The organism is Nocardioides cremeus, from assembly GCF_030518195.1.
In the GTDB taxonomy this organism is placed as follows: domain Bacteria; phylum Actinomycetota; class Actinomycetes; order Propionibacteriales; family Nocardioidaceae; genus Nocardioides; species Nocardioides cremeus.
The window spans coordinates 12,661-32,629 of the sequence record NZ_JAULSC010000027.1 but is presented as its reverse complement, the minus strand read 5'-3'; the positions used below and the strand labels follow the sequence as shown (position 1 = coordinate 32,629).

At 74.1% G+C, this 19,969-nt stretch carries 16 protein-coding genes; 4 read left to right on the top strand and 12 right to left on the bottom strand.

Translation table 11 applies throughout. From position 1 onward, the window contains the following. Positions 1 to 4 precede the first annotated feature (4 nt). From QWJ41_RS18950 to QWJ41_RS18935, 4 genes are read right to left on the bottom strand one after another with little or no spacing between them, the layout of a single operon-like run. Positions 5 to 1,105: a hypothetical protein gene (locus QWJ41_RS18950; protein WP_302710055.1), complete on the bottom strand. Its 1,101-nt coding sequence runs from the start codon at positions 1,103 to 1,105 to the stop codon at positions 5 to 7. Then, positions 1,102 to 2,088: a hydroxymethylglutaryl-CoA lyase gene (locus QWJ41_RS18945; protein WP_302710054.1), complete on the bottom strand. Its 987-nt coding sequence runs from the start codon at positions 2,086 to 2,088 to the stop codon at positions 1,102 to 1,104. Before QWJ41_RS18945 ends, QWJ41_RS18950 begins: the two co-directional genes overlap by 4 nt. Next, entirely contained in the window at positions 2,085 to 4,046 is a 1,962-nt protein-coding gene (locus tag QWJ41_RS18940) for an acetyl/propionyl/methylcrotonyl-CoA carboxylase subunit alpha (protein WP_302710053.1), read from the bottom strand. Before QWJ41_RS18940 ends, QWJ41_RS18945 begins: the two co-directional genes overlap by 4 nt. A gap of 8 nt (positions 4,047 to 4,054) precedes the next feature. Next, a complete protein-coding gene (locus QWJ41_RS18935; RefSeq protein ID WP_302710051.1) occupies positions 4,055 to 5,620 on the bottom strand; it encodes a carboxyl transferase domain-containing protein in 1,566 nt (521 codons plus the stop codon). Between the two features lie 154 nt (positions 5,621 to 5,774). On the opposite strand from QWJ41_RS18935, the gene QWJ41_RS18930 reads away from it, so the two are divergent. Continuing rightward, a complete protein-coding gene (locus QWJ41_RS18930; protein WP_302710050.1) occupies positions 5,775 to 6,359 on the top strand; it encodes an SACE_7040 family transcriptional regulator in 585 nt (194 codons plus the stop codon). Here QWJ41_RS18930 and QWJ41_RS18925 read toward each other — a convergent pair. The 4 genes from QWJ41_RS18925 to QWJ41_RS18910 all read right to left on the bottom strand — a co-directional run bounded on the left by QWJ41_RS18925 (position 6,335) and on the right by QWJ41_RS18910 (position 12,559). After that, positions 6,335 to 7,807, bottom strand: coding sequence for a protein adenylyltransferase SelO (locus tag QWJ41_RS18925; RefSeq protein ID WP_302710049.1), 1,473 nt, complete (start codon positions 7,805 to 7,807; stop codon positions 6,335 to 6,337). The two genes, QWJ41_RS18930 and QWJ41_RS18925, sit on opposite strands and share 25 nt — an antisense overlap. Before the next feature lie 36 nt (positions 7,808 to 7,843). Further along, on the bottom strand, positions 7,844 to 8,956 hold the full coding sequence (locus QWJ41_RS18920; protein WP_302710048.1) for a class I SAM-dependent methyltransferase: 1,113 nt from the start codon (positions 8,954 to 8,956) through the stop codon (positions 7,844 to 7,846). Between the two features lie 63 nt (positions 8,957 to 9,019). Then, positions 9,020 to 9,751 carry an SWIM zinc finger family protein gene (locus tag QWJ41_RS18915; protein WP_302710047.1) on the bottom strand — a complete coding sequence of 244 codons (732 nt, stop codon included), beginning with the start codon at positions 9,749 to 9,751 and terminating at the stop codon, positions 9,020 to 9,022. A gap of 3 nt (positions 9,752 to 9,754) precedes the next feature. Continuing rightward, positions 9,755 to 12,559 (bottom strand): DEAD/DEAH box helicase, encoded by a 2,805-nt coding sequence (locus tag QWJ41_RS18910; protein ID WP_302710046.1) that lies wholly within the window; start codon positions 12,557 to 12,559, stop codon positions 9,755 to 9,757. A gap of 83 nt (positions 12,560 to 12,642) precedes the next feature. Between QWJ41_RS18910 and QWJ41_RS18905 the strand changes: the two genes are divergently transcribed. From QWJ41_RS18905 to QWJ41_RS18895, 3 genes are all read left to right on the top strand, one after another. After that, positions 12,643 to 13,131 (top strand): glutathione peroxidase, encoded by a 489-nt coding sequence (locus QWJ41_RS18905; protein WP_302710045.1) that lies wholly within the window; start codon positions 12,643 to 12,645, stop codon positions 13,129 to 13,131. A gap of 97 nt (positions 13,132 to 13,228) precedes the next feature. Next, positions 13,229 to 14,803 carry a DHA2 family efflux MFS transporter permease subunit gene (locus QWJ41_RS18900; RefSeq protein WP_302710044.1) on the top strand — a complete coding sequence of 525 codons (1,575 nt, stop codon included), beginning with the start codon at positions 13,229 to 13,231 and terminating at the stop codon, positions 14,801 to 14,803. 613 nt (positions 14,804 to 15,416) lie between these two features. Continuing rightward, positions 15,417 to 15,728, top strand: a complete 312-nt coding sequence (locus tag QWJ41_RS18895) for a VOC family protein (protein ID WP_336623303.1) — start codon at positions 15,417 to 15,419, stop codon at positions 15,726 to 15,728. 123 nt (positions 15,729 to 15,851) lie between these two features. Here QWJ41_RS18895 and QWJ41_RS18890 read toward each other — a convergent pair whose 3' ends face one another. The 4 genes from QWJ41_RS18890 to QWJ41_RS18875 are packed head-to-tail and all read right to left on the bottom strand — an operon-like array spanning position 15,852 to position 19,861. Further along, positions 15,852 to 16,634: an SDR family NAD(P)-dependent oxidoreductase gene (locus QWJ41_RS18890; protein WP_302710043.1), complete on the bottom strand. Its 783-nt coding sequence runs from the start codon at positions 16,632 to 16,634 to the stop codon at positions 15,852 to 15,854. Between the two features lie 10 nt (positions 16,635 to 16,644). Further along, the gene (locus tag QWJ41_RS18885; protein WP_302710042.1) at positions 16,645 to 17,595 is read right to left on the bottom strand and encodes an SDR family oxidoreductase; all 951 of its coding nucleotides are present in this window, start codon (positions 17,593 to 17,595) and stop codon (positions 16,645 to 16,647) included. Beyond that, on the bottom strand, positions 17,592 to 18,509 hold the full coding sequence (locus tag QWJ41_RS18880; protein ID WP_302710041.1) for a bile acid:sodium symporter family protein: 918 nt from the start codon (positions 18,507 to 18,509) through the stop codon (positions 17,592 to 17,594). The genes QWJ41_RS18885 and QWJ41_RS18880 overlap by 4 nt, the downstream gene beginning before the upstream one ends. After that, complete coding sequence (locus tag QWJ41_RS18875; protein WP_302710040.1) at positions 18,506 to 19,861, bottom strand: flavin-containing monooxygenase; 1,356 nt, start codon at positions 19,859 to 19,861, stop codon at positions 18,506 to 18,508. The genes QWJ41_RS18880 and QWJ41_RS18875 overlap by 4 nt, the downstream gene beginning before the upstream one ends. Between the last annotated feature and the right edge of the window lie 108 nt (positions 19,862 to 19,969).

The following is a 19,969-nucleotide window of genomic DNA, read 5'->3' as shown; positions in this document are numbered from 1 at the left end:
CGCCTCACTGGTCGCGCAGGCGGCGGGCCTGGGTGCGCACCCGGTTGACCAGCTGCTGGTCGGGGTCCTCGCGCCGGGCGGCCTCGCGGGTCATCGCCGTCAGCGCGTCGATCGCCACGGCGAGCTCGTCGCGAGCCGGGATCTTGTCGGGGTTGACCCACGTGCCGTCGGCCGGGCGCTGCGGGCGCAGGTCGGCCACGTCGCCGAGCACCTGCACGCCCGAGCCCTCGACGTACTCGATCCAGCGCTCGGCCTCCTCGTCGGCCCAGTCGTACATCTTGGGCGGCAGGCCGAGCGGCGCGGCGCCCTTGCGGCCGGCCAGCTCCTGCTCGGCGAGCAGGTCGCGCACCAGCACGTCGTAGGTGATCTCGCGGCGGGTACGACGCCCCAGCCGCTTGTTGAGCCGGCGCAGCAGCACGGTCTCGGCGGCCCCCAGCGAGGGGTTGCGCCGCTCGGACTCCTCGGGCGCCCACGCGGGGTCGATGTCGAAGGCGGCGCAGAAGCGCTGCCACAGCGCGTCGGGCGCGGTGGCGCCGCCGCGCTGGGGCACCGTGACGACGTGCACGTTCTCGGGCGGCAGGCCCGCGCTCCAGGTGCCGAGCACGGAGGGCAGGTCGAAGGAGCGGTAGAACCACGGCTGGCGCTGGCGCACCTTCTTGAGGAACTGCCGGTAGGTCCACTTGCGGCCCTGCTTGATGCTCTCCTGCCAGGCCGCCGGCAGCTGGCGGCCCAGGTCGCGCGCGGAGTAGACGACGTGCACGTCCTCGCCGCCGCCGAGCTCGCGCTTGGCGCGGGCCACCGCCTCGGCCGGGGCCGGCGCGAGGATCTCGTGGCTGATGATGACGGTGCCGCTGGAGCGCCGGACCCGGCGCACCAGGGCGTCCCAGCTGCCCTCGGCGTGGCCGGGCTCGCCGCCCCAGTCCTGGCCGAGCAGGTCGAGCGCGGCGCGGAAGTGGAAGAGCCCCGGGCTGACCACCGGGCTGCGGGTCGGCAGCGTGACGCCGTGCGACGACAGCGACCTGGTGTTGCGGGCGAGCCGGTCCTGCAGGTACGTCGTGCCGGTCTTCGGCGCGCCGATGTGCAGGTAGACGCGTCGGTTGCTCACGCGGGTGATTGTGCCCGATCGGCGCCGAGGGCCCGAACGACGGCCGACGGGCTGGGGCGCCCGAGCTCGCCGGCCATCCACGCGCTGGTGGCCACGAGGGCCCCGAGGTCGACGCCGTGCTCGACGCCCAGGCCGTCGAGCAGCCAGACGAGGTCCTCGGTCGCGAGGTTGCCGGTGGCGCTGACGGCGTAGGGGCAACCGCCCAGACCGCCGGCCGAGGCGTCGTACGTCGTCACGCCGGCGCGCAGCCCGGCCTGGACGTTGCTCAGCGCCTGGCCGTAGGTGTCGTGGAAGTGCAGCGCGAGCCGCTCGGGGCCGACGCCGGCCGCGGCGAAGGCCTCGACGAGGGCGGTGACGTGGCCGGCGGTGCCGACCCCGATGGTGTCGCCGAGGCTGAGCTGGGAGGCGCCGAGGTCGAGCAGCTGGCGCCCGGCCGTGACGACCTGGTCGATCGGCACCGGGCCCTCCCAGGGGTCGCCGAAGCACATCGAGACGTAGGCGCGCACGTCGAGGCCGGCCTCGCGGGCGCGGGCCACGGTCGGCTCGAACATCTCCATCTGGCCGGCCAGGGTGCGGTTGAGGTTCTTGGCGGCGAAGGTCTCGGTGGCCGATCCGAAGATCGCCACGTGGCGCATCCCGAGCTCGAGCGCCCGGTCGAGGCCGCGCTCGTTGGGCACCAGGACCGGCAGGTCGCGGGCCCGGTCGCCGAGCTGGTCGTCGGACTCGAGCAGCGCCACCAGGTCGGCGGCGTCGGCCAGCTGCGGCACCCACTTCGGGTGCACGAAGCTGGTGGCCTCGACGACGGGCAGGCCGGCGGCGACCAGGCGGCGCACGAACGTCGCCTTGGTCTCCAGCGGCACCAGCGCCTGCTCGTTCTGCAGGCCGTCGCGGGGCCCGACCTCGTAGATCGTGACCCGCTCGGGCAGGCCGGGCGCCGGGACCCGCATGGGCAGCGCGCCGATCGCGGGCTCGCGGTGGGTCATGCCTGCTCCCCCTCCTGGTCGCTTGGTTCCACGTGGAACAACACGTGCCCCAGGGGCACCTGGCGTCCCGTCTCGGCGTCGACCGTGGTGACGGTGCCGGCGAACGGCGCGGTCAGGGCCAGCTCCATCTTCATCGCCTCGAGGACACCGAGCACGTCGCCCTCGGCGACCTGCTGGCCCTGCTCGACGCGGACGTCGAGGACGGTGCCGGGCATCGGCGCGACCAGCGAGCCGTCGCCGACCTCGGGGCCGTGGTCGGCGAACGGATCGGGGCGCTGCCAGGCCCAGCGCTGCCCGCGGTGGGCGACCTCGACGTCGCCGGAGCGCACGTCGAGCACGGCGTGCTCGGCGTGGCCGTCGACGATCAGGTGCACCGTGTGGTCGGCGAGCGAGACGGTGCGGACCCGGTGGTCGTCGACCAGGCCGCGGTGCCGGTCGACCACGAGACTGGTGCCGTCGAGCGTCACCGTGTCGGGCGCCGGGTCGGCGCCCAACCGCCACCCGTCGGCGTGCCAGGGGCCGGTGGGCCGCGCGACCGCGGGGCCGCCCGCCGGCGCGTCGGCCTCCCCGGTGTCGAGCAGCACCTGGGTCCAGGCCGCGAGGACGCGGGCCAGGTCGCCGTCGGGGGCGGGCACGTCGTGCCGGTCGAGCCAGGCGGTGTCGATGCGGGCGTCGCGGAACTCCTCCCCCGCCGCCAGCGCCCGCAGGAAGCCGGTGTTGGTGGTCAGCCCGAGCACGGCGGTGTCGTCGAGGGCCGCGACCAGGCCGGTGCGGGCCGCCTCGCGGTCCACTCCCCACACGACGACCTTGCCGAGCATCGGGTCGTAGGCGGTGGAGACCTCCTGGCCCGAGACGAGGGCGTGGTCGACGCGCACCCGGGCGCCCTCGCGCTCGACGCTCGCCGGCCAGCGCACCAGCGTGGCGGTGCCGGCCTGGGGCAGGAACCCGCCGAAGGAGTCCTCGGCGTAGACCCGCGCCTCGATCGCGTGGCCCTCGAGGGTGACGTCGTCCTGGGTGAAGCCGAGCGGCTCACCGGTCGCGACCTGCAGCTGCAGCGCGACCAGGTCGACCCGCTCGTTGCGCACCCGCGCCACCTCCTCGGTGACCGGGTGCTCGACCTGCAGACGGGTGTTCATCTCGAGGAAGTAGAACTCGCCCGTGTCGTTGTCGAGGAGGAACTCGACGGTGCCCGCACCGGTGTAGCCGACCTGCGCGGCCAGCGCGACGGCCGAGGCGGTGATCGCGGACCGCTGCTCCTCGCTGATCGTCGGGGCCGGGGCCTCCTCCAGCACCTTCTGGTGCCGGCGCTGGGTCGAGCAGTCGCGCTCGAAGAGGTGCACCACGTGGCCGTGGGTGTCGCCCATGACCTGCACCTCGACGTGGCGGCCCGACTCGACGTACTTCTCGATCAGCATGGTGTCGTCGCCGAACGACGAGCGCGCCTCGCGCTGCGCGGCGCCCAGCGCCTCGGCGTACTCGCCGGCAGAGCGGACCACCCGCATGCCCTTGCCGCCACCGCCGGCCGCGGCCTTGACCAGCACCGGGTAGGCGAAGGAGGCCGGGTCGTCGGCCAGGTCGTACGACGGCACCACGGGCACGCCCGCAGCGACGGCGATGTCGCGCGCGGCGTCCTTGCGGCCCATCGCGTCCATCACCTCGGCGGTCGGGCCGACCAGGGTGATGCCGGCCTCGGCCAGCGCGCGGGCGAAGGGCGCCCGCTCGGAGAGGAAGCCGTAGCCGGGGTGCACGAAGCCGGCACCGCTCTCGCGCGCGGCGGCGACCACCTCCTCGATGTCGAGGTAGGAGCCGACCCGCACCGCGACGTCGGCCTCGGTGACGTGCAACGCGCCGGCGTCGAGGTCGGTGTGCAGGGCCACGGTGCGCCAGCCGAGGCGGCGCGCGGTGGCCAGGACCCGGCGGGCGATCTCGCCGCGGTTGGCGACCAGGAGCGTGTTCATGGAGGTCCTCACATCCTGAAGATGCCGTAGCGGGGCTCGGGGATCGGCGTGTACGCCGTGGCCGCGAGGCCCATCCCGAGCACGCGGCGGGTGTCGGCGGGGTCAATGACGCCGTCGTCCCACAGCCGCGCGGTGGCGTAGTAGGGCGAGCCCTGGGTCTCGTACTGCTCGCGGATCGGGGCCTTGAACTGCTCCTCGTCCTCGGCGCTCCACTCCTCCCCGCGGGCCTCCAGCCCGTCGCGGCGCACGGTGGAGAGCACGCCGGCGGCCTGCTCGCCGCCCATCACCGAGATCCGGGCGTTGGGCCACATCCACAGGAAGCGCGGGTCGTAGGCCCGCCCGCACATGCCGTAGTTGCCGGCGCCGTACGAGCCGCCGATGACGACGGTGAACTTGGGGACCACGCTGCAGGCGACCGCGGTGACGAGCTTGGCGCCGTCGCGGGCGATCCCGTTGTTCTCGTACTCGCGCCCGACCATGAAGCCGGAGATGTTCTGCAGGAAGACCAGCGGGATGCCGCGCTGGTTGCACAGCTCGATGAAGTGCGCGCCCTTGAGGGCGGACTCGCTGAAGAGGATGCCGTTGTTGGCCACGATGCCGACCTCGTGGCCCCAGATCCGCGCGAAGCCGCAGACCAGGGTGTCGCCGTAGAGCTTCTTGAACTCGTGGAAGCGGCTGCCGTCGACGACGCGCCGGATCACCTCGCGCACGTCGTAGGGCGTGCGGGTGTCGGTGGGCACCACGTCGTAGAGCGACTCGGGCGGCTCGTGCGGCTCCTCGACCTCGGCGGCCGCGGTGCGGTGCGGCCGCGCGGGGGGCAGGGTGCCGATGACGCTGCGCACGATGTCGAGCGCGTGGGCGTCGTCGTCGGCGAGGTGGTCGACCACGCCGGAGGTGCGGGCGTGCACGTCGCCGCCCCCGAGCTCCTCGGCGGTCACGACCTCGCCGGTGGCCGCCTTCACCAGCGGCGGGCCGCCCAGGAAGATCGTGCCCTGCTCCTTGACGATGACGGTCTCGTCGCTCATCGCCGGCACGTAGGCGCCGCCGGCGGTGCACGAGCCCATCACGCTGGCGATCTGCGGGATGCCGGCGGCCGACATGTTCGCCTGGTTGAAGAAGATCCGGCCGAAGTGCTCGCGGTCGGGGAAGACCTCGTCCTGCATCGGCAGGAACGCCCCGCCGGAGTCGACGAGGTAGACGCAGGGCAGGTGGTTCTCGGCCGCGATGGTCTGGGCGCGCAGGTGCTTCTTGACCGTCATCGGGTAGTAGGTGCCGCCCTTGACGGTGGCGTCGTTGGCCACGATGACGCACTCGCGCCCGTGGATGCGGCCGATGCCGGTGACGATGCCGGCGCTGGGCACCGGCGTCTCCCCCGGCGCGCCGTACATCTCGGTGGCCGCGAGCGGGCTGAGCTCGAGAAAGGGGCTGCCGGTGTCGAGCAGCCGGTCGACGCGCTCGCGGGCCAGCATCTTGCCGCGCCCGGTGTGCTTGGCCCGCGCCGACTCGCTGCCGCCCGTCCGTGCCGTCGCCAGCCGCTCGCGCAGGTCGGCGACGAGGTCCTTGAGATCGCTCACGCGCTCAGGTTAGCGATCATTAACCTGCGCCACCACCCTGACCCGGCCCCTATCTCGCACCGAGCCGGCCCGAACTTCCTCCGGGGTGCCGGTTCGGGCCGGGTGGGCGCGAGATTGGGGCCGGGTCGCGGTTATCGGGCGCTAACCTCGAGGCATGTCCCGGCGCGAGCAGATCCTGGCCACCGCGGCCGAGCTCTTCGCCAAGCGCGGCTTCCACGGGGTCTCGGTCGCCGACCTGGGCGCGGCGTGCGGGGTCTCGGGGCCGGCGCTCTACAAGCACTTCGCCTCCAAGGACGCCGTGCTGGCCGCGATGCTGGTCTCCATCAGCGAGCAGCTGCTCGAGGTGGGCCGCGAGCGGGTGGCCGCGGCCCCCGACGCCCGGGCCGCGGTGGTGGCGCTGGTCGACTGGCACGTCGACTTCGCGCTGCGCCACCGCCCGCTCATCGTCGTGCAGGACCGCGACTGGGAGTCGCTGCCCGAGCAGGCCCGCGAGCAGGTGCGCGCCCTGCAGCGCGCCTACGTCGACGTCTGGGCCGCCGAGCTGCGGGCGGTCCACCCCGGTCTCGGCCTCGAGCAGGCGCGGTCGATGGCGCACGCCACCTTCGGGCTGCTCAACTCCACCCCGCACAGCGCCCTGCTGCCCGACCACGCGATGGGCGAGCTGCTGCACCGGATGGCGCTGGGGGCCCTGGGCCTGGAGCCGGCCGGCGTGGCTCAGGTGCCGCAGAACGTCACGTAGGGCCCGGCGCCCTCCGGGCCGGGCCGGGCGTGGTCCTCGAGCCCCGGCCGCTCGTCGTACGGCGCGGTCACGGCCTCGAGCAGGCGGTGCAGCGGTGCGAGGTCGCCTGCGGTCGCGGCGTCGAGCGCCTCCTCGACGAGGTGGTTGCGCGGCACGTAGACGGGGTTGACCCGGTCCATCGCGTCGGCATCGGGGTCGAGCGCGCGCCAGCGCTCCAGCCAGGCGTCGAGCCCGGGCAGGTCGAGCACCACCCCGCGCACGCCCTCGGCGTCGCCTCGGGCGGCCTCGCCCAGCGAGCGCCAGAACGACGTGTGGTCGACCCGGGCGGCGGCCATCAGCGCCAGCAGGTCCTCGACGAGCGGGGCCACCAGGGCTCGCTCCAGCCCCTCGGGCAGGCCCAGCTTGGCGGCCGCACCGTCGGTGAAGGCGTCGGCGTACGCCGTCGCGAAGCGCTCGAGCGTCGCGGTGGCCGCCGCGATCGCGCGCTCCTCGTCGTCGTCGATCAGCGGCAGCAGGGCCTCGGCGAGCCGCGCCAGGTTCCACTGCGCGGCCGCGGGCTGGTTGCGGAAGGCGTAGCGCCCACCGGTGTCGATCGAGCTGAAGACGGTCGACGGGTCGTAGGCGTCGAGGAACGCGCACGGCCCGTAGTCGATGCTCTCGCCCGAGATCGTCATGTTGTCGGTGTTCATCACGCCGTGCACGAAGCCGACCAGCACCCACTGCGCGACCAGGCGGGCCTGCGCCTCGACGACGCCCTCCAGCAGCGCGAGGTACGCCGCACCCCCGGGGCCGGCCTCGCGGGCGGCCGGGTGGTGGCGCTCGATCGCGTGGTCGGCCAGGCGCCGCAGCAGGTCGAGGTCGCCGCTGGCGCGGGCGTACTGGAAGCTGCCGACCCGCAGGTGGCTGGCCGCGACGCGGGCGAGCACGGCGCCGGGCAGCACCTGGTCGCGGTGCACCGCCCGGCCGGTGGCCACCACCGCGAGCGACCGCGTGGTGGGGATGCCCAGGGCGTGCATCGCCTCGCTGATGACGTGCTCGCGCAGCATCGGCCCGAGCGCGGCGAGCCCGTCGCCGCCGCGCGCCCAGGGGGTGCGCCCCGAGCCCTTGAGGTGCAGGTCGCGCAGCTCGCCGTCGGGGCCGGCCAGCTCGCCGAGCAGCAGCGCCCGGCCGTCGCCCAGCCGGGGCGAGTAGCCGCCGAACTGGTGGCCCGCGTAGCCCTGCGCCACCGGCGTGGCTCCCTCGGGCAGCACGGCACCGACCAGCAGCGCCACGCCGTCGTCGCTGCGCAACCAGTCCGGGTCGAGACCCAGCTCGTGCGCCAGCGGCTCGTTGAGGACCACCAGCCGCGGCTCGGGGGCCTCCTCGGCCTTCCAGCGCACCGCCAGCTCGGGGAGCACGTCGGCGAAGCGGGTGCCCAGTCGCAGGTCGTCGGAGGTGCTCACGCTCATGCTCCCCACGCTACGCCGCGGGGCCAGCGGCCCGGCTCAGGCGACGAGGCGGTAGAATCGGAAGACGTCGTGCTCGATGGGCAGCACCTCGACGTCGGCGAAGCCCGCCTCCCGGGCGTAGCCGCGCAGCACCGGGGCCCGCATGACGGTGCCGGTGGCGACCGACGGCGCGTGGGAGAGCGAGTCGGGCAGGCAGACCAGCATGGAGATCCCGTACATCATCTGCTCGGTCGGGTCCCCCGGGCCCGTGAACTCGTCTGGCACCCGCTCGTCCATCACCACCACGCTGCCGCCCTCGGTGACCAGGCGTCGCGCGGAGGCCAGCACCGCGACGGGGTCGGCGAGGTCGTGGACGCACTCCATCGCCAGGACCAGGTCGTAGGACCCGGCCGCAGCCGTGGCCGCGTCGGCGAGGTGGAAGCGCACCCGTCCGGCCAGGCCGTGCGCGGCCGCGTGGGCGGTCGCGGCCTCGACCGACGCGGCGTCGATGTCGTAGCCGTCGACCTGCGCGGCGGGATAGGCCAGCCCCACGCCGATCGAGGCCCAGCCGTCGCCGCACCCGAGGTCGGCCACCCGGCCTCCCGCCGACAGCGCGGCGTGCACCTCGGGCAGGGACGGCAGCCACTGCGAGCCCAGGAGCCGCAGGAACAGGGGCCGGTTGGCGTCGGCCTGCGCCTCGCGCATGGCCGGGCCGTAGGCGTCCCACGGCACGCCCCCACCCGAGGCGTAGGCGTCCAGCAGGCGCGGCAGCTGGGCGCCGGCGGCGGCCACCACCTGCGCGAACGGCGTCAGGTAGGCCAGACTGTCGCGGTCGGCCAGCACCGCCGCGTGCTCGTCGCTGACCCGGTAGCTCCGGTCGTCGGCGGGCAGGGAGGCGTCGTCGACGTCGACCAGGCCCGCGACGCACTGCTGCTCGAGCCACTCGCGGGCGTAGCGGGGAGCCATCCCCGACGCCGCGGCCGCCTCGCCCGGCGTGCACGCCCGGCGGTGCAGCACCTCGTAGAGGCCGAAGTGGGCGCCGACGGCGATGTTCAGCACGTCGAGGGCGCCCAGGACGGAGCCCACGAGGTGGTCGGCGAGCTCGTCGGTCTGCACGATGGCCTCCAGCGCCGCGCCGGGACCGCAGCGGTACGCCGGCAGCCTCGTCACGCTACGCCCGGAACGACCCGCCGGCAACGGCTCCGGGCGCACGTCACCAGAACAGGACACGGCTCAGAGCAGGTGGTCGATGTCGGGCGGCCCGCCGCCGGGCCCCTCCTCGACCCCGGCGACGAGCTCGAGCAGCCGCGCGGCGCGCGCGGCTGCGTCGTACGCCGTGGTCAGGTCGTCGTCGGGCTCGGCGTCACCGTCGCCGCCGCCGGCAGCGGCGGGGGTGCGGGCGTGCAGCCGGGCGAGCAGCTCCTCGCGGCCGGTGCCGCGCAGGTGCAGCAGCACGAACGGGTCGGCCTCGAGCAGCCAGGTGAGCTGGTGCAGCACCGCCAGCGCGTGCACGCACGGGTCGACCCAGCCCTCGCAGCTGCAGGTGGTCTCGAGCTCGCCGCCGTAGGGCAGCAGCTCGACGCCGGCCTCCTCGGCGTGCTCGACCAGCTCGTGGGGCAGGTCGCCGGCCAGCAGCGACGTCACCCGGCCGGACTGTGCGGCCACGGTCTCGACCAGCGCGTCGGCGCCGGCGTCGTCGAGCACCGGCACCGCGACCTCGACCCGCCACCGGCCCCCGCGGTCCTCGACGACCGTGACGGCCGAGCCGGGGCCCACCTCGATGGCCCCCACCCGGCCCGAGCGGGCCAGCGAGCGGCCCGCGACCAGGTCGGCCTCGGCGTACGCCGACTCATCGACCGCACGCACCCAGGCCTTGCCCCACCACCGGTCGGCGCGGGTCGTGCGGCGGCGCGGCGGCAGCCGCGGGTGCACCACGGTCGTGGCGCCCGCACCCGCCCCGGGCACGGCTCAGTCCTCCCGGCGCAGGGTGACCAGGTCGCGCAGCTCGTCGTCGCTGAGCTCGGTCAGCGCGGCCTCGCCGTTGCCGAGCACCGCGTCGGCCAGGGCGCGCTTGCGGGTGAGCAGCTCGGCGACCTTCTCCTCGATGGTGCCGCGCACCACGGGGCGGTGCACCTGCACGGGTCGGGTCTGCCCGATCCGGTAGGCCCGGTCGGTGGCCTGCTCCTCGACGGCGGGGTTCCACCAGCGGTCGAAGTGCACGACGTGGTCGGCGCGGGTCAGGTTGAGGCCGGTGCCGCCGGCCTTGAGCGAGAGCAGGAAGACCGGCGCCTCGCCGGGCGGGGCGTCCTGGAAGCGGCGCACCATCGCCTCGCGCTCGCGCACCGGTGTGCCGCCGTGCAGCAGCTGGGTGGGCACCCCGCTGACGGCCAGGTGCCGCTCGAGCAGCCGGGCCATGGCGACGTACTGGGTGAAGACGAGCACGGCGCCGTCCTCGGCGAGCACCGTGCCGACGAGCTCGTCGAGCAGGTCGAGCTTCTCGGAGCGCCCGCCCAGCCGGCCGCCGGCCTGCTTGAGGAAGTGGGCGGGGTGGTTGCAGATCTGCTTGAGCCCGGTCAGCAGCATCAGCACCAGCCCGCGGCGCGAGTCGGGGTCGGCCCGCTCGATGCGCTCCATCGTGTCGCGCACGAACGCCTCGTAGAGCACCACCTGCTCGCGGGTCAGGCTCAGCGGGTGGTCGGTCTCGGTCTTGGGCGGCAGCTCGGGGGCGATGCCGGGGTCGGACTTGCGGCGGCGCAGCAGGAACGGCGCGATCAGGTCGGCGAACTGGCGCGCCTTCGTCGGCTCCTCGCCCGTCTCGATGGGCGCGGCCCAGACCCGCCGGAAGGCGTTGCGGCTGCCGAGCAGGCCGGGGATCGCCCAGTCGAGGATCGCCCACAGCTCGGTCAGGTCGTTCTCGACGGGGGTACCGGTCAGCGCGACCCGGGCCTGGCTGGTCAGGGTGCGCAGCATCCGGGCTGTCGCGGCGCGCGGATTCTTCACGTGCTGGGCCTCGTCGGCGACCACGACCCCCCACGCCACCGGGCGCAGCGTCGAGGTGTCGGGATCCTTCGCGTCGCTGCGCATCGTGCCGTAGGTGGTCAGCACGAAGCCCGGGTCGCCGTCGAGCCCCGCCTCGAGGTCGCCGAGGCTGCGGGCCGAGCCGTGGAAGCGCCGCACCGGAACGCCGGGGGCGAAGCGCCGCACCTCGGCCTCCCAGTTGCCGAGCAGGCTGGTCGGGCAGACCACCAGAGTCGGCAGCGGCTCGCGGCCCTCGGCGCGCGCTGCCTCGACCCGGTGCAGGTGCAGGGCGATGACCTGCACGGTCTTGCCCAGGCCCATGTCGTCGGCCAGGCAGGCCCCGAGGCCGTACGACGTGAGGTCGGCCAGCCAGGTCAGTCCGTGCCGCTGGTAGTCGCGCAGGGTGGCGGCCAGGCCCGCGGGCGGCTCCACCGGGTCGCGGGTGGCGGCGCTGGTGATCCGGTCGCGCACCTGCAGCAGGCTGGCGCCCACCACCACGCTCTCCTGGCTCTCGGCGCCGCGCTCGACGGCCGCGACGCCGGTGAGCGCACCGGCCAGGGCCTCGGCGGGCCGGACCTCGCGGACCAGCCGCCTGCGGGCCCGACGGGCCACGGCGGGATCGACGACGGTCCAGGCGCCACGCAGCTTCATCACCGGCGACGCGGCCTCGGCGAGCTGGTCCATCTCCTCGGGCGTGAGCGGGTCGCCGTGCAGCGCCACCTGCCACTGGAAGGCGAACATGCTCTCGGGCGTCAGCAGCCCGGTCTGCAGGGGCTCCTCGCGCGGGCCGGTGCTGCGGGGCGCCTTGTCGAGCACGGCGCGGGTGGTCAGCTCGCGGCCCAGGCTCTTGGGCCACAGCACGTCGACGCCGACGGCGGCCAGCGCGGCGACCCCGTCGTCGAGCAGGCTGACCAGCTCGTCGGAGTCGAGCGTCAGCTGGTCGGGCACCCGCAGCTCGAGCAGCCGCTCGAGCACCGGCCACGCCTCGGCGGCGGCGCGCAGCGCGATGGTGGCGTGGGTGCGGGCCCGCTCGCCGAAGCCGTGCTCCTCGGGCTCGTCGAGCCACAGCGACGCGGCGTCGGTGACGTGCAGCGGGTCGCGCTCGTCGTGCACCTGCAGGACCACCCGCACGGTGCCGCCGAGCAGCTCCTCCTCGTCGGCCTCGACCCGCAGGCTGACGGTCACCAGGTGCGGCAGCTGCCCCGCGTGGCGGTGCCGGGCGATCCGGCGCTGCAGCCGGTCGCGGAAGTCGGCCGAGGGCTCCAGGCCGCCCTCCCCCGTGGCCGGCGCCCCGGGGCGGTCGACGAGCCCGGGCCGAGGGCGCGCCGGCCGGGCGGGCGCGACCGGCGCCCCGCGCGGCATCGCGTCGACCACGGCGTCGAGCACGCGGCGTACGACCTGCTCGGCCTCGGCCTCGTCGCAGCCGTCGTGAGCGCGGGCCCGGGCCAGCATCCGCACCCGGTCCTCGTCGTCGTCGCCCAGCGGCGCCACCCGCCACTGCGGGGGGCGGCCGTCGGCGGGCGCGGGCTCGAACGCACCGGCCGCGACCAGGCGCATGCCGAGCAGCACCGCGCCCGAGAGCAGTCCGACGCTGGGGTGCAGGTCGTCGCGGGCGTGGGCCTTGGTCAGCACAGGCAGGGCCGCGCGCACCGGCAGCGCCACGGTGCGCCGGGCGTCGACGAACTCCACGACGCCCTCGCGCGGCGGGTCGGCCGGCAGGAACGTCGCGGTGCCGGTGACCGGGACGAAGCTCACCCGAGCGACGCTAGCCCCCGCCACCGACCACGTGGCCACGGGCGGGTCGTGGCCGAGTCGTGGGCGTCCTAGGCTCGGGGGCCATGAGCATCCTCGACGCACCGCTGGCCCGCCTCGACGGCACCGAGGGCACCCTGCGCGACCTGACCGGCGGCCGAGCCGCGCTGCTGGTCAACGTCGCCAGCCGCTGCGGCCTGACCTCGCAGTACGCCGGCCTCGAGCAGCTGCACGAGACCTACGCCGGGCGGGGCTTCACCGTGGTCGGGCTGCCCTGCAACCAGTTCGGCGGCCAGGAGCCCGGCGACGCCGACGAGATCGCCACCTTCTGCTCCGCGACGTACGGCGTCACCTTCCCGATGAGCGAGAAGATCGAGGTCAACGGCCCCTCGCGGCACCCGGTCTACGAGGAGCTGACCCGCACCCCCGACCAGGACGGCGAGGCCGGCGACGTGCGGTGGAACTTCGAGAAGTTCCTCGTCGCCCCCGACGGTGCGGTCGTGGCGAGGTTCGGCCCGACCGTCGAGCCGGACGACCCGCGGCTGGTCACGGCCGTCGAGGCCGCCTGCAGCTGACCTCGGCGGGGACTCCCGCAAGCGACGTGAGCGAGCACACGCCCCGGCAGCCCGATACCCGCTCGCGCTGAGAGGGCTCCCTACCTAGCCTTGGCCGGTGAGCACCGACACCGCGCCGACCCCGGCGCCCGCCCCGCGACCCGACGACGACAAGCTCGACAGGAACGTGCTGCTCGTGGCCGGCGTGGTCGTGCTGGGCGCGATCATGTCGATCCTCGACATCACCGTCGTCAGCGTGGCGCAGCCGACCTTCCAGGCCGACTTCGACGCCACTCCGGCACAGACCGCCTGGACGATGACCGGCTACACCCTGGCCCTGGCCACGGTGATCCCGCTGACCGGCTGGGCGGCCGACCGCTTCGGCACCAAGCGGCTCTACATGCTCGCGGTCACCCTCTTCACCGCCGGCTCGCTGCTGTGCGCGGCGGCCACGACCGTCGAGATGCTGACCCTCTTCCGGGTGCTCCAGGGCCTGGGCGGCGGCATGCTGATGCCGCTGGGTATGACGATCATGACCCGCACCGCCGGCCCGCACCGGATCGGCCGGGTGATGGCGGTGCTGGGCGTGCCGATGCTGCTCGGGCCGATCTTCGGGCCCATCCTCGGCGGCTGGCTGATCGACATCGCCTCGTGGCACTGGATCTTCCTGATCAACCTGCCGATCGGCATCGGCGCCATCGCGTACGCCGCCAAGGTGCTGCCCGCCGACGCGCCCACACCCTCGGAGCGCTTCGACTTCGTCGGCATGCTGCTGCTCTCGCCCGGCCTGGCGCTGTTCCTCTACGGCGTCTCCTCGACCCCCGAGGAGGGCACGGTGCTGGCCGGCAAGGTGCTGGTCACCGCGGCCCTGGGCCTGGCGCTGGTCGCGGCGTTCGTGCTGCGCACCCTCAAGGCGCCGCCCGAGCACCCGCTGATGGACCTGCACCTCTTCCGCAACCGCACCCTGACCACTGCGGTGGTCGCGATGTCGCTCTTCGCGATCGCCTTCTTCGGCGCCAGCCTGCTCTTCCCGCAGTACTTCCTCTTCCTGCGCGACGAGACCACCCTGGGCGCCGGCCTGCTGCTGGCCCCGCAGGGCATCGGCGCGATGCTGACGATGCCGGTCGCCGGCGTGCTGACCGACCGCATCGGCCCCGGGAAGATCGTGATGACCGGCGTCAGCCTGATCGTGGTGGCGATGGTGATGTTCACCCAGGTCTCGGTCGGTCCGGGCGCGGTCGAGCTGGGCGAGACCTTCGCCCGCGTCGGCGACCCGTCGTACGCCTACCTGCTCGGGGCGCTGTTCGTGATGGGCCTGGGCATGGGCGGCACGATGATGCCGATCATGACCTCGGCGCTGCAGACGCTCAGCGACCACGAGATCGCCCGCGGCTCCACCCTGATGAACATCACCCAGCAGGTCGCGGCCTCGATCGGCACGGCCGTCTTCTCGGTGCTGCTGACCAACGGCTTCAAGGACTCCCCCGCCGTCGGACAGACCCAGGCCGCGATGCGCGAGGGCACCCCGGTCGAGCCCGGCGTGCTGGCCCAGGGCCTCTCCGCCATGTCCGAGGCCTTCGGCAGCTCCTTCGCCGTCGCCGCGGTACTGGTGGCGCTGGTGCTGGTGCCGGCGTTCTTCCTGCCGCGCCGCAAGCCGGCCCGCCAGGTCGAGCCCGGCGCGCTGGTGCACTGAGGGATTCGCACAGCCACGCCCGCGGTGCGTCAGCAACCGGTCGTGGGCGCCGAATGGTTGCTGGGTCACCGCTGACCCACGTGCATGACTGTCGGCACGACCGCGCACCACCTTGGCGATGAGTGTGCCTAGCGCGGGGTAGATCCGACCTCGATGCTGCTGGGCAGTTCTGCACGTAATCGCTCGAGGAGCCGAACCCTCTCCCCCTGGTCGCCCGACCAACCCATGCAGGCATCGTAGGTAGGCCTGGTCATCCCCAATGGCTCCCACAACGCCCAGTCGTCACCAACGCAGCCCTCGTGGTCCCAGAAGGGACCGCCGTACTCATGGAATCGCAGCTCGACGTAGGTCACCTGGGGCTCGTCATCGGGGCTTCCATCCCCGACGTACGAGAAGCGACCTGCGCTCGAACCGGCATCGTCAGCGCTCATGCGAGTAGGACACCACGCTCAGCGCTGCCAGACGTTCGAAGCGGCAGACCGGGTGGCCGCGGGCGCGCGCTACGCGGCATGAGGGTGTTGTCCGTAGCCAGAAGGACCGAACGACCGAGCGATGCCGGGTCGCCCGCGGAGCAGAGGCCGTTCCATGCTTTTCGGTCCTTCCGGCTACGGCGCTGGCGACCTTCTGGAGCCGACTGGTCGACTGGCCGATCTCCGACATCGATGAAGCGGGCGACGACGAGGTGCTGGTCGAAGCGCCGGACCGAGTGCCGGGTCTCCTGTTCGTCCGTGTCCGCGAGCCGCGATCGGTCAAGAACCGGGTTCACCTGGACTGGGAGCCCGACCGGCGCTCCCGCGACGAGGAGGTCGAGCGGGCGGTCAGCCTCGGCGCCACGATCCACGAGGATCACAGGGGTCCAGAGGATCGCGGCTGGGTGACCCTGCGTGACCCCGAGGGCAACGAGTTCTGCATCGAACAACAGTGAACTCGGGCGGCACCCTCGACCGCAGGCACGGACATCGGGATGGGCGGAGGCTTCGCCCCCGACGCCCTACAGCGCCATCAGAGCGCGGCTCGAGCCCATGATCGCGCGGGCGTCACCCCGCGCCTAGCGCAGGTCGTCGGCGAAGCGCCGGCGCACCTGCGCCAGGTACGCCGCCGGCGCGAGGCGCCACAGCAGGCTGGCCACGACCGTGCCGCGGTCGGGGAAGAGCCGCGGACGACCGGCCCACAACGCCTCGTCGATGCGAGCCGCGGTCTCGTCGGCCGAGCGCATCCGGCCCACCGTCGAGCGGGCGCGCCCGGTGGGCCGGCCGTCCTCGCCCAGGGCGTGCTCGTCGATCGGGGTGTCGAGGAACGAGGGGTGCACCATCAGCACCCGCACGCCCTGGGGCTCCAGCTCGAGGCGCAGCACCTCGAAGAACTGGGTGAGCGCCGCCTTGGCCGCGCCGTACGCCGCCCGGCCCGGCACCGGCATCCAGCCCGCCATCGACGAGATGCACACGACCGTGCCGCCGCTCTCGCGCAGCAGCGGCAGCGCCGCCATGGTCAGCTCGACCGGGCCCTGCCAGTCGACGGCCATCACGGTGCGGAAGACCGCGGGGTCGGTGCGGTGCGCGGGGCTGCGGTGGGTGATGCCGGCGTTGTTGACCAGCACGTCGAGGCGCCCGAAGCGCTCGCGGGTCGCCTCGACCAGCGCCGCCAGGTCGCCGGCGTCGGTCACGTCGGTGACCACGCCGAGCACCCGGTCGGGGTCGAGCCCGGCGACCCGGTCGGCCAGGCTGGCGGCGTCGACGTCGGCCAGCACCAGCTCGTGGCCGGCCTCGTGCCACAGCCGGGTCATCGCCCAGCCCAGCCCGGAGGCCGCGCCGGTCACCAGGACCACGCTCACGCCGTCCCCCTCACGCCAGCACCATCCCGCGGGCGTGGGCGAAGCCCTCGAGCACCTCGAGCGTGGTGCGCTGCGGCACGTAGCCCATCTCCTCCTTGAGCCGGCGGTTCGACAGCACCGGGCGGTAGCGCAGGAACGCCACCTGCTCGGGCCCGACCGGGCGGCCCCGCCAGCGCTGCACCTGCAGCCCGGCGCGCACCAGCGGCACCGGCAGCGCCAGCAGCGGCTTGCCGAGCCGCTCGGCGATCTCGGGCATGGTCAGCGCGCCGTCGCCGGCGAGGTTGTAGATGCCGGCATGGTCGGTGGCGATGCCCTGCTCGAGCACCCCGAGCACGTCCTGGTCCCAGACCAGCACGAACGGCGAGGGGCAGCCGCGCAGCGCGACCACGCGGGGACCGGTGAAGAGCCCGGTGATCTGGTTGTCGGTGCTGTCGCCGAGCACCGTGCCCGGGCGCAGCACCAGCTGGCGCAGCCGCGGGTGGGTCTCGCGGTAGCCGGCGAGCAGCTCCTCGACCTGTCGCTTGTGGTCGCTGTAGGCGAACTCGGGGTTGCCGCGCAGCGGGTCGTGCTCGTCGATCCACGCCGGGTTGTCGGGGTGGTAGCCGTAGGCCGCGCCCGAGCTGGTGACCGTGAGGTGCTCGACCCCGGCGCCCAGGCAGGCCTCCACGACGTTGCGGGTGCCGTTGACGTCGATGTCGAAGTCGCGGGCCCGGTCGCGCGAGGCCACCAGCACCGAGGCCAGGTGCACCACGTGGGTGGCGCCGAAGCCGCGCAGCGTCTCGACCAGCGCCGGGTCGCGCACGTCGCCGCGGCGCAGCTCGAAGCCGAGCTCGTCGGGGTGCCCCACCTCGGCGGGGTCGCGCACGTCGAGCCCCAGCACGTCGTACGACGCCGCGAGACGCCGCGCCAGCTGGCGGCCCAGGTAGCCGGCCGCCCCGGTGACGACCACGCGGCGGCTCATCGCGCGCCCACCGGGTCGCGGTGCACCGGGTCGTCGGCCGGCAGCGGGCGCCGCGACCAGACCTGGGCCAGGGTGAGCCCGGAGACCAGGTGCCACACGCCCCAGAACGCGGCGACCAGCAGCACCCCGCCGAGCTCGGGGAAGAAGGTGAAGGCGATGACCAGGCCCAGCCCGGAGTTCTGGATGCCGACCTCGAGGGTGACCGCGCGTCGGTCGCTGACCGGCATCCGCAGGCCGCGGCCGATGAGCTGGCCCAGCAGCAGCGCCAGCGCGTTGTGGCCGACCACGACCCAGAAGAAGGTGCCGATCTCGTCGAGGAAGAGGTCGAGGTTGTTGCCGAACGCGATCGCGACGAAGGCCAGGAAGACCAGCATCGAGCCGATCCGCCACGGCTTCTCGCTGCGCGCGGCGAAGCCCGGGAACCGACCCCCGACCAGCATGCCCAGCGCCATCGGCAGCGCGAGCACCAGCAGCACCAGCAGCAGGAGGTCGACCCGGTCGAGCGAGATGTCGGTCATCAGGTCGCGGGTGCGCGGGTTGAGGGTGCCGTAGAGCGCGAAGTTGAGGGGCGTCAGCACGGTCGCGGCCAGGCTCGAGACGGCCGTCATCGAGACCGAGACCGCCACGTTGCCGCGGGCCAGCCAGGTCAGGATGTTGGAGAACGACCCGCCGGGGCAGGCCGCCACGAGCATCATCCCGAGCGCGACCTCGGCGCTGACCGGCAGCAACCAGGCCGCCAGGCAGGTGCCGGCCGGCAGCAGCACGAACTGCGCCACCAGCCCGGCCGCCGGCGCCCTGGGCGCCTTGACGATGCGCACGAAGTCGGCCGGGCGCAGGGTGAGCGCGACCCCGAACATCATCAGGCCGAGCAGGATGTTGAGCAGGGTCAGGTCGGGCAGCGCGATCTCGGTCATGCATGCACCCGCTCGCCGGCGCGCCGTGCGGGGGCAGTGGGCGGTTCGGGCAGCTCGGGCAGCTCGTCGAGGTGCGCCGAGAGCGCGTCGAGGTAGGTCTGCTTGTCGACGTAGTAGGCCATCCGGGCCAGCGGCAGGTAGTCGTAGCCGCCGTCCTCGCGCTCGGTCGAGCGCTCGCGCCGGGCCCGGTCGAGGGCGTCGGTGGCCCCGGTGCCGGCCCGGCGGTGCGCCAGGTAGCGCGCGACCAGGAGCGCCTGCTGGTGCCGGCCCTCCCAGCCCAGTCCGGTGGCTTCGACCATCCCCATCACGAAGAGGTCGTCGCGCTCGGGGTGGAAGACGTTGAGGTAGAGCTGCGGCGCGTCCGCGCCCACCGGCCAGGCCAGGTCGTCGCGGTCGAGGAAGGGGTAGTCGAGCTCGTAGCCGGTGGCCAGCAGCAGCACGTCGTACTCCGCGCTCTCGCCGTCGCCGAAGGTGACCCGGCGGCCCTCGATCGCGGCGATGTCGCGGCGTGCGGTGATGTCGCCGTGCCCGAGGTGGTGCAGCACGAGCGAGTTCACGACCGGGTGCGACTCGTAGAGCCGGTAGTCGGGGTCGGGCAGGCCGTAGTCGCTGGGCCGGCCGACAAGCGCGCGGATGAGCGCCCCGTCGACGCGCTGCTTGACCGCCCGCGGCAGCCGCACCTTGCCGCCGAGGCTGTCGATGGGCCGGCCGGCGACGAACTTGGGCAGGAAGTGGTAGCCGCGGCGCACGCTCAGGTCGACGCTCGCGGCGTGGTGCACCGCGTCGACGGCGATGTCGGCGCCGGAGTTGCCGCAGCCCACGACCAGCACCCGCTGGCCGGTGAACACCGACGGCGAGCGGTACTGCGAGGAGTGCAGCACGGTGCCGGTGAACTCGCCGGGCAGCTGCGGCAGCCGCGGCGTGTGCAGGGTGCCGGAGGCGACCAGGAGGCCCTCGAAGACGCGGGTGCGCTGCTCGCCGTCGCGCTCGGTGACCAGCTCCCAGCCGGCCTCGTGCGGGCGGGCCGAGATCACCCGGGTGCCGAGCTCGTAGTGCGAGCGGAGGTCGAAGCGCTCGGCGTAGGAGGCCAGGTAGTCGCGCACCTCGCTGTGGTGGGGGTACGCCGCGCCCGCGGGGTCCATCGGGTGCTCGGCGAACTCGGTCATGTGCCGCGAGGAGATCAGGTGCGCGGTGTCGTACATCGTGGAGTGCGGGTTCTCGATGTCCCACAGCCCGCCGACGTCGGTGTGCAGCTCGAGGCCGGTCACCGGCAGCCCGGCCCGGGTCAGCGCCCGCACGCAGGCCAGCCCCATCGGTCCGGCACCCACCACGGCGTACCCGTGCGTCTCCATCACCCGCTCCTCCCCGGCGCCGCGACGGCGCCGTGACCCACGTCACCCTAGGAGCGGGCGCCGACTCCGCGCCCGGCCCTTCGGGACGGGCCGGTCGGCAATCCGGGA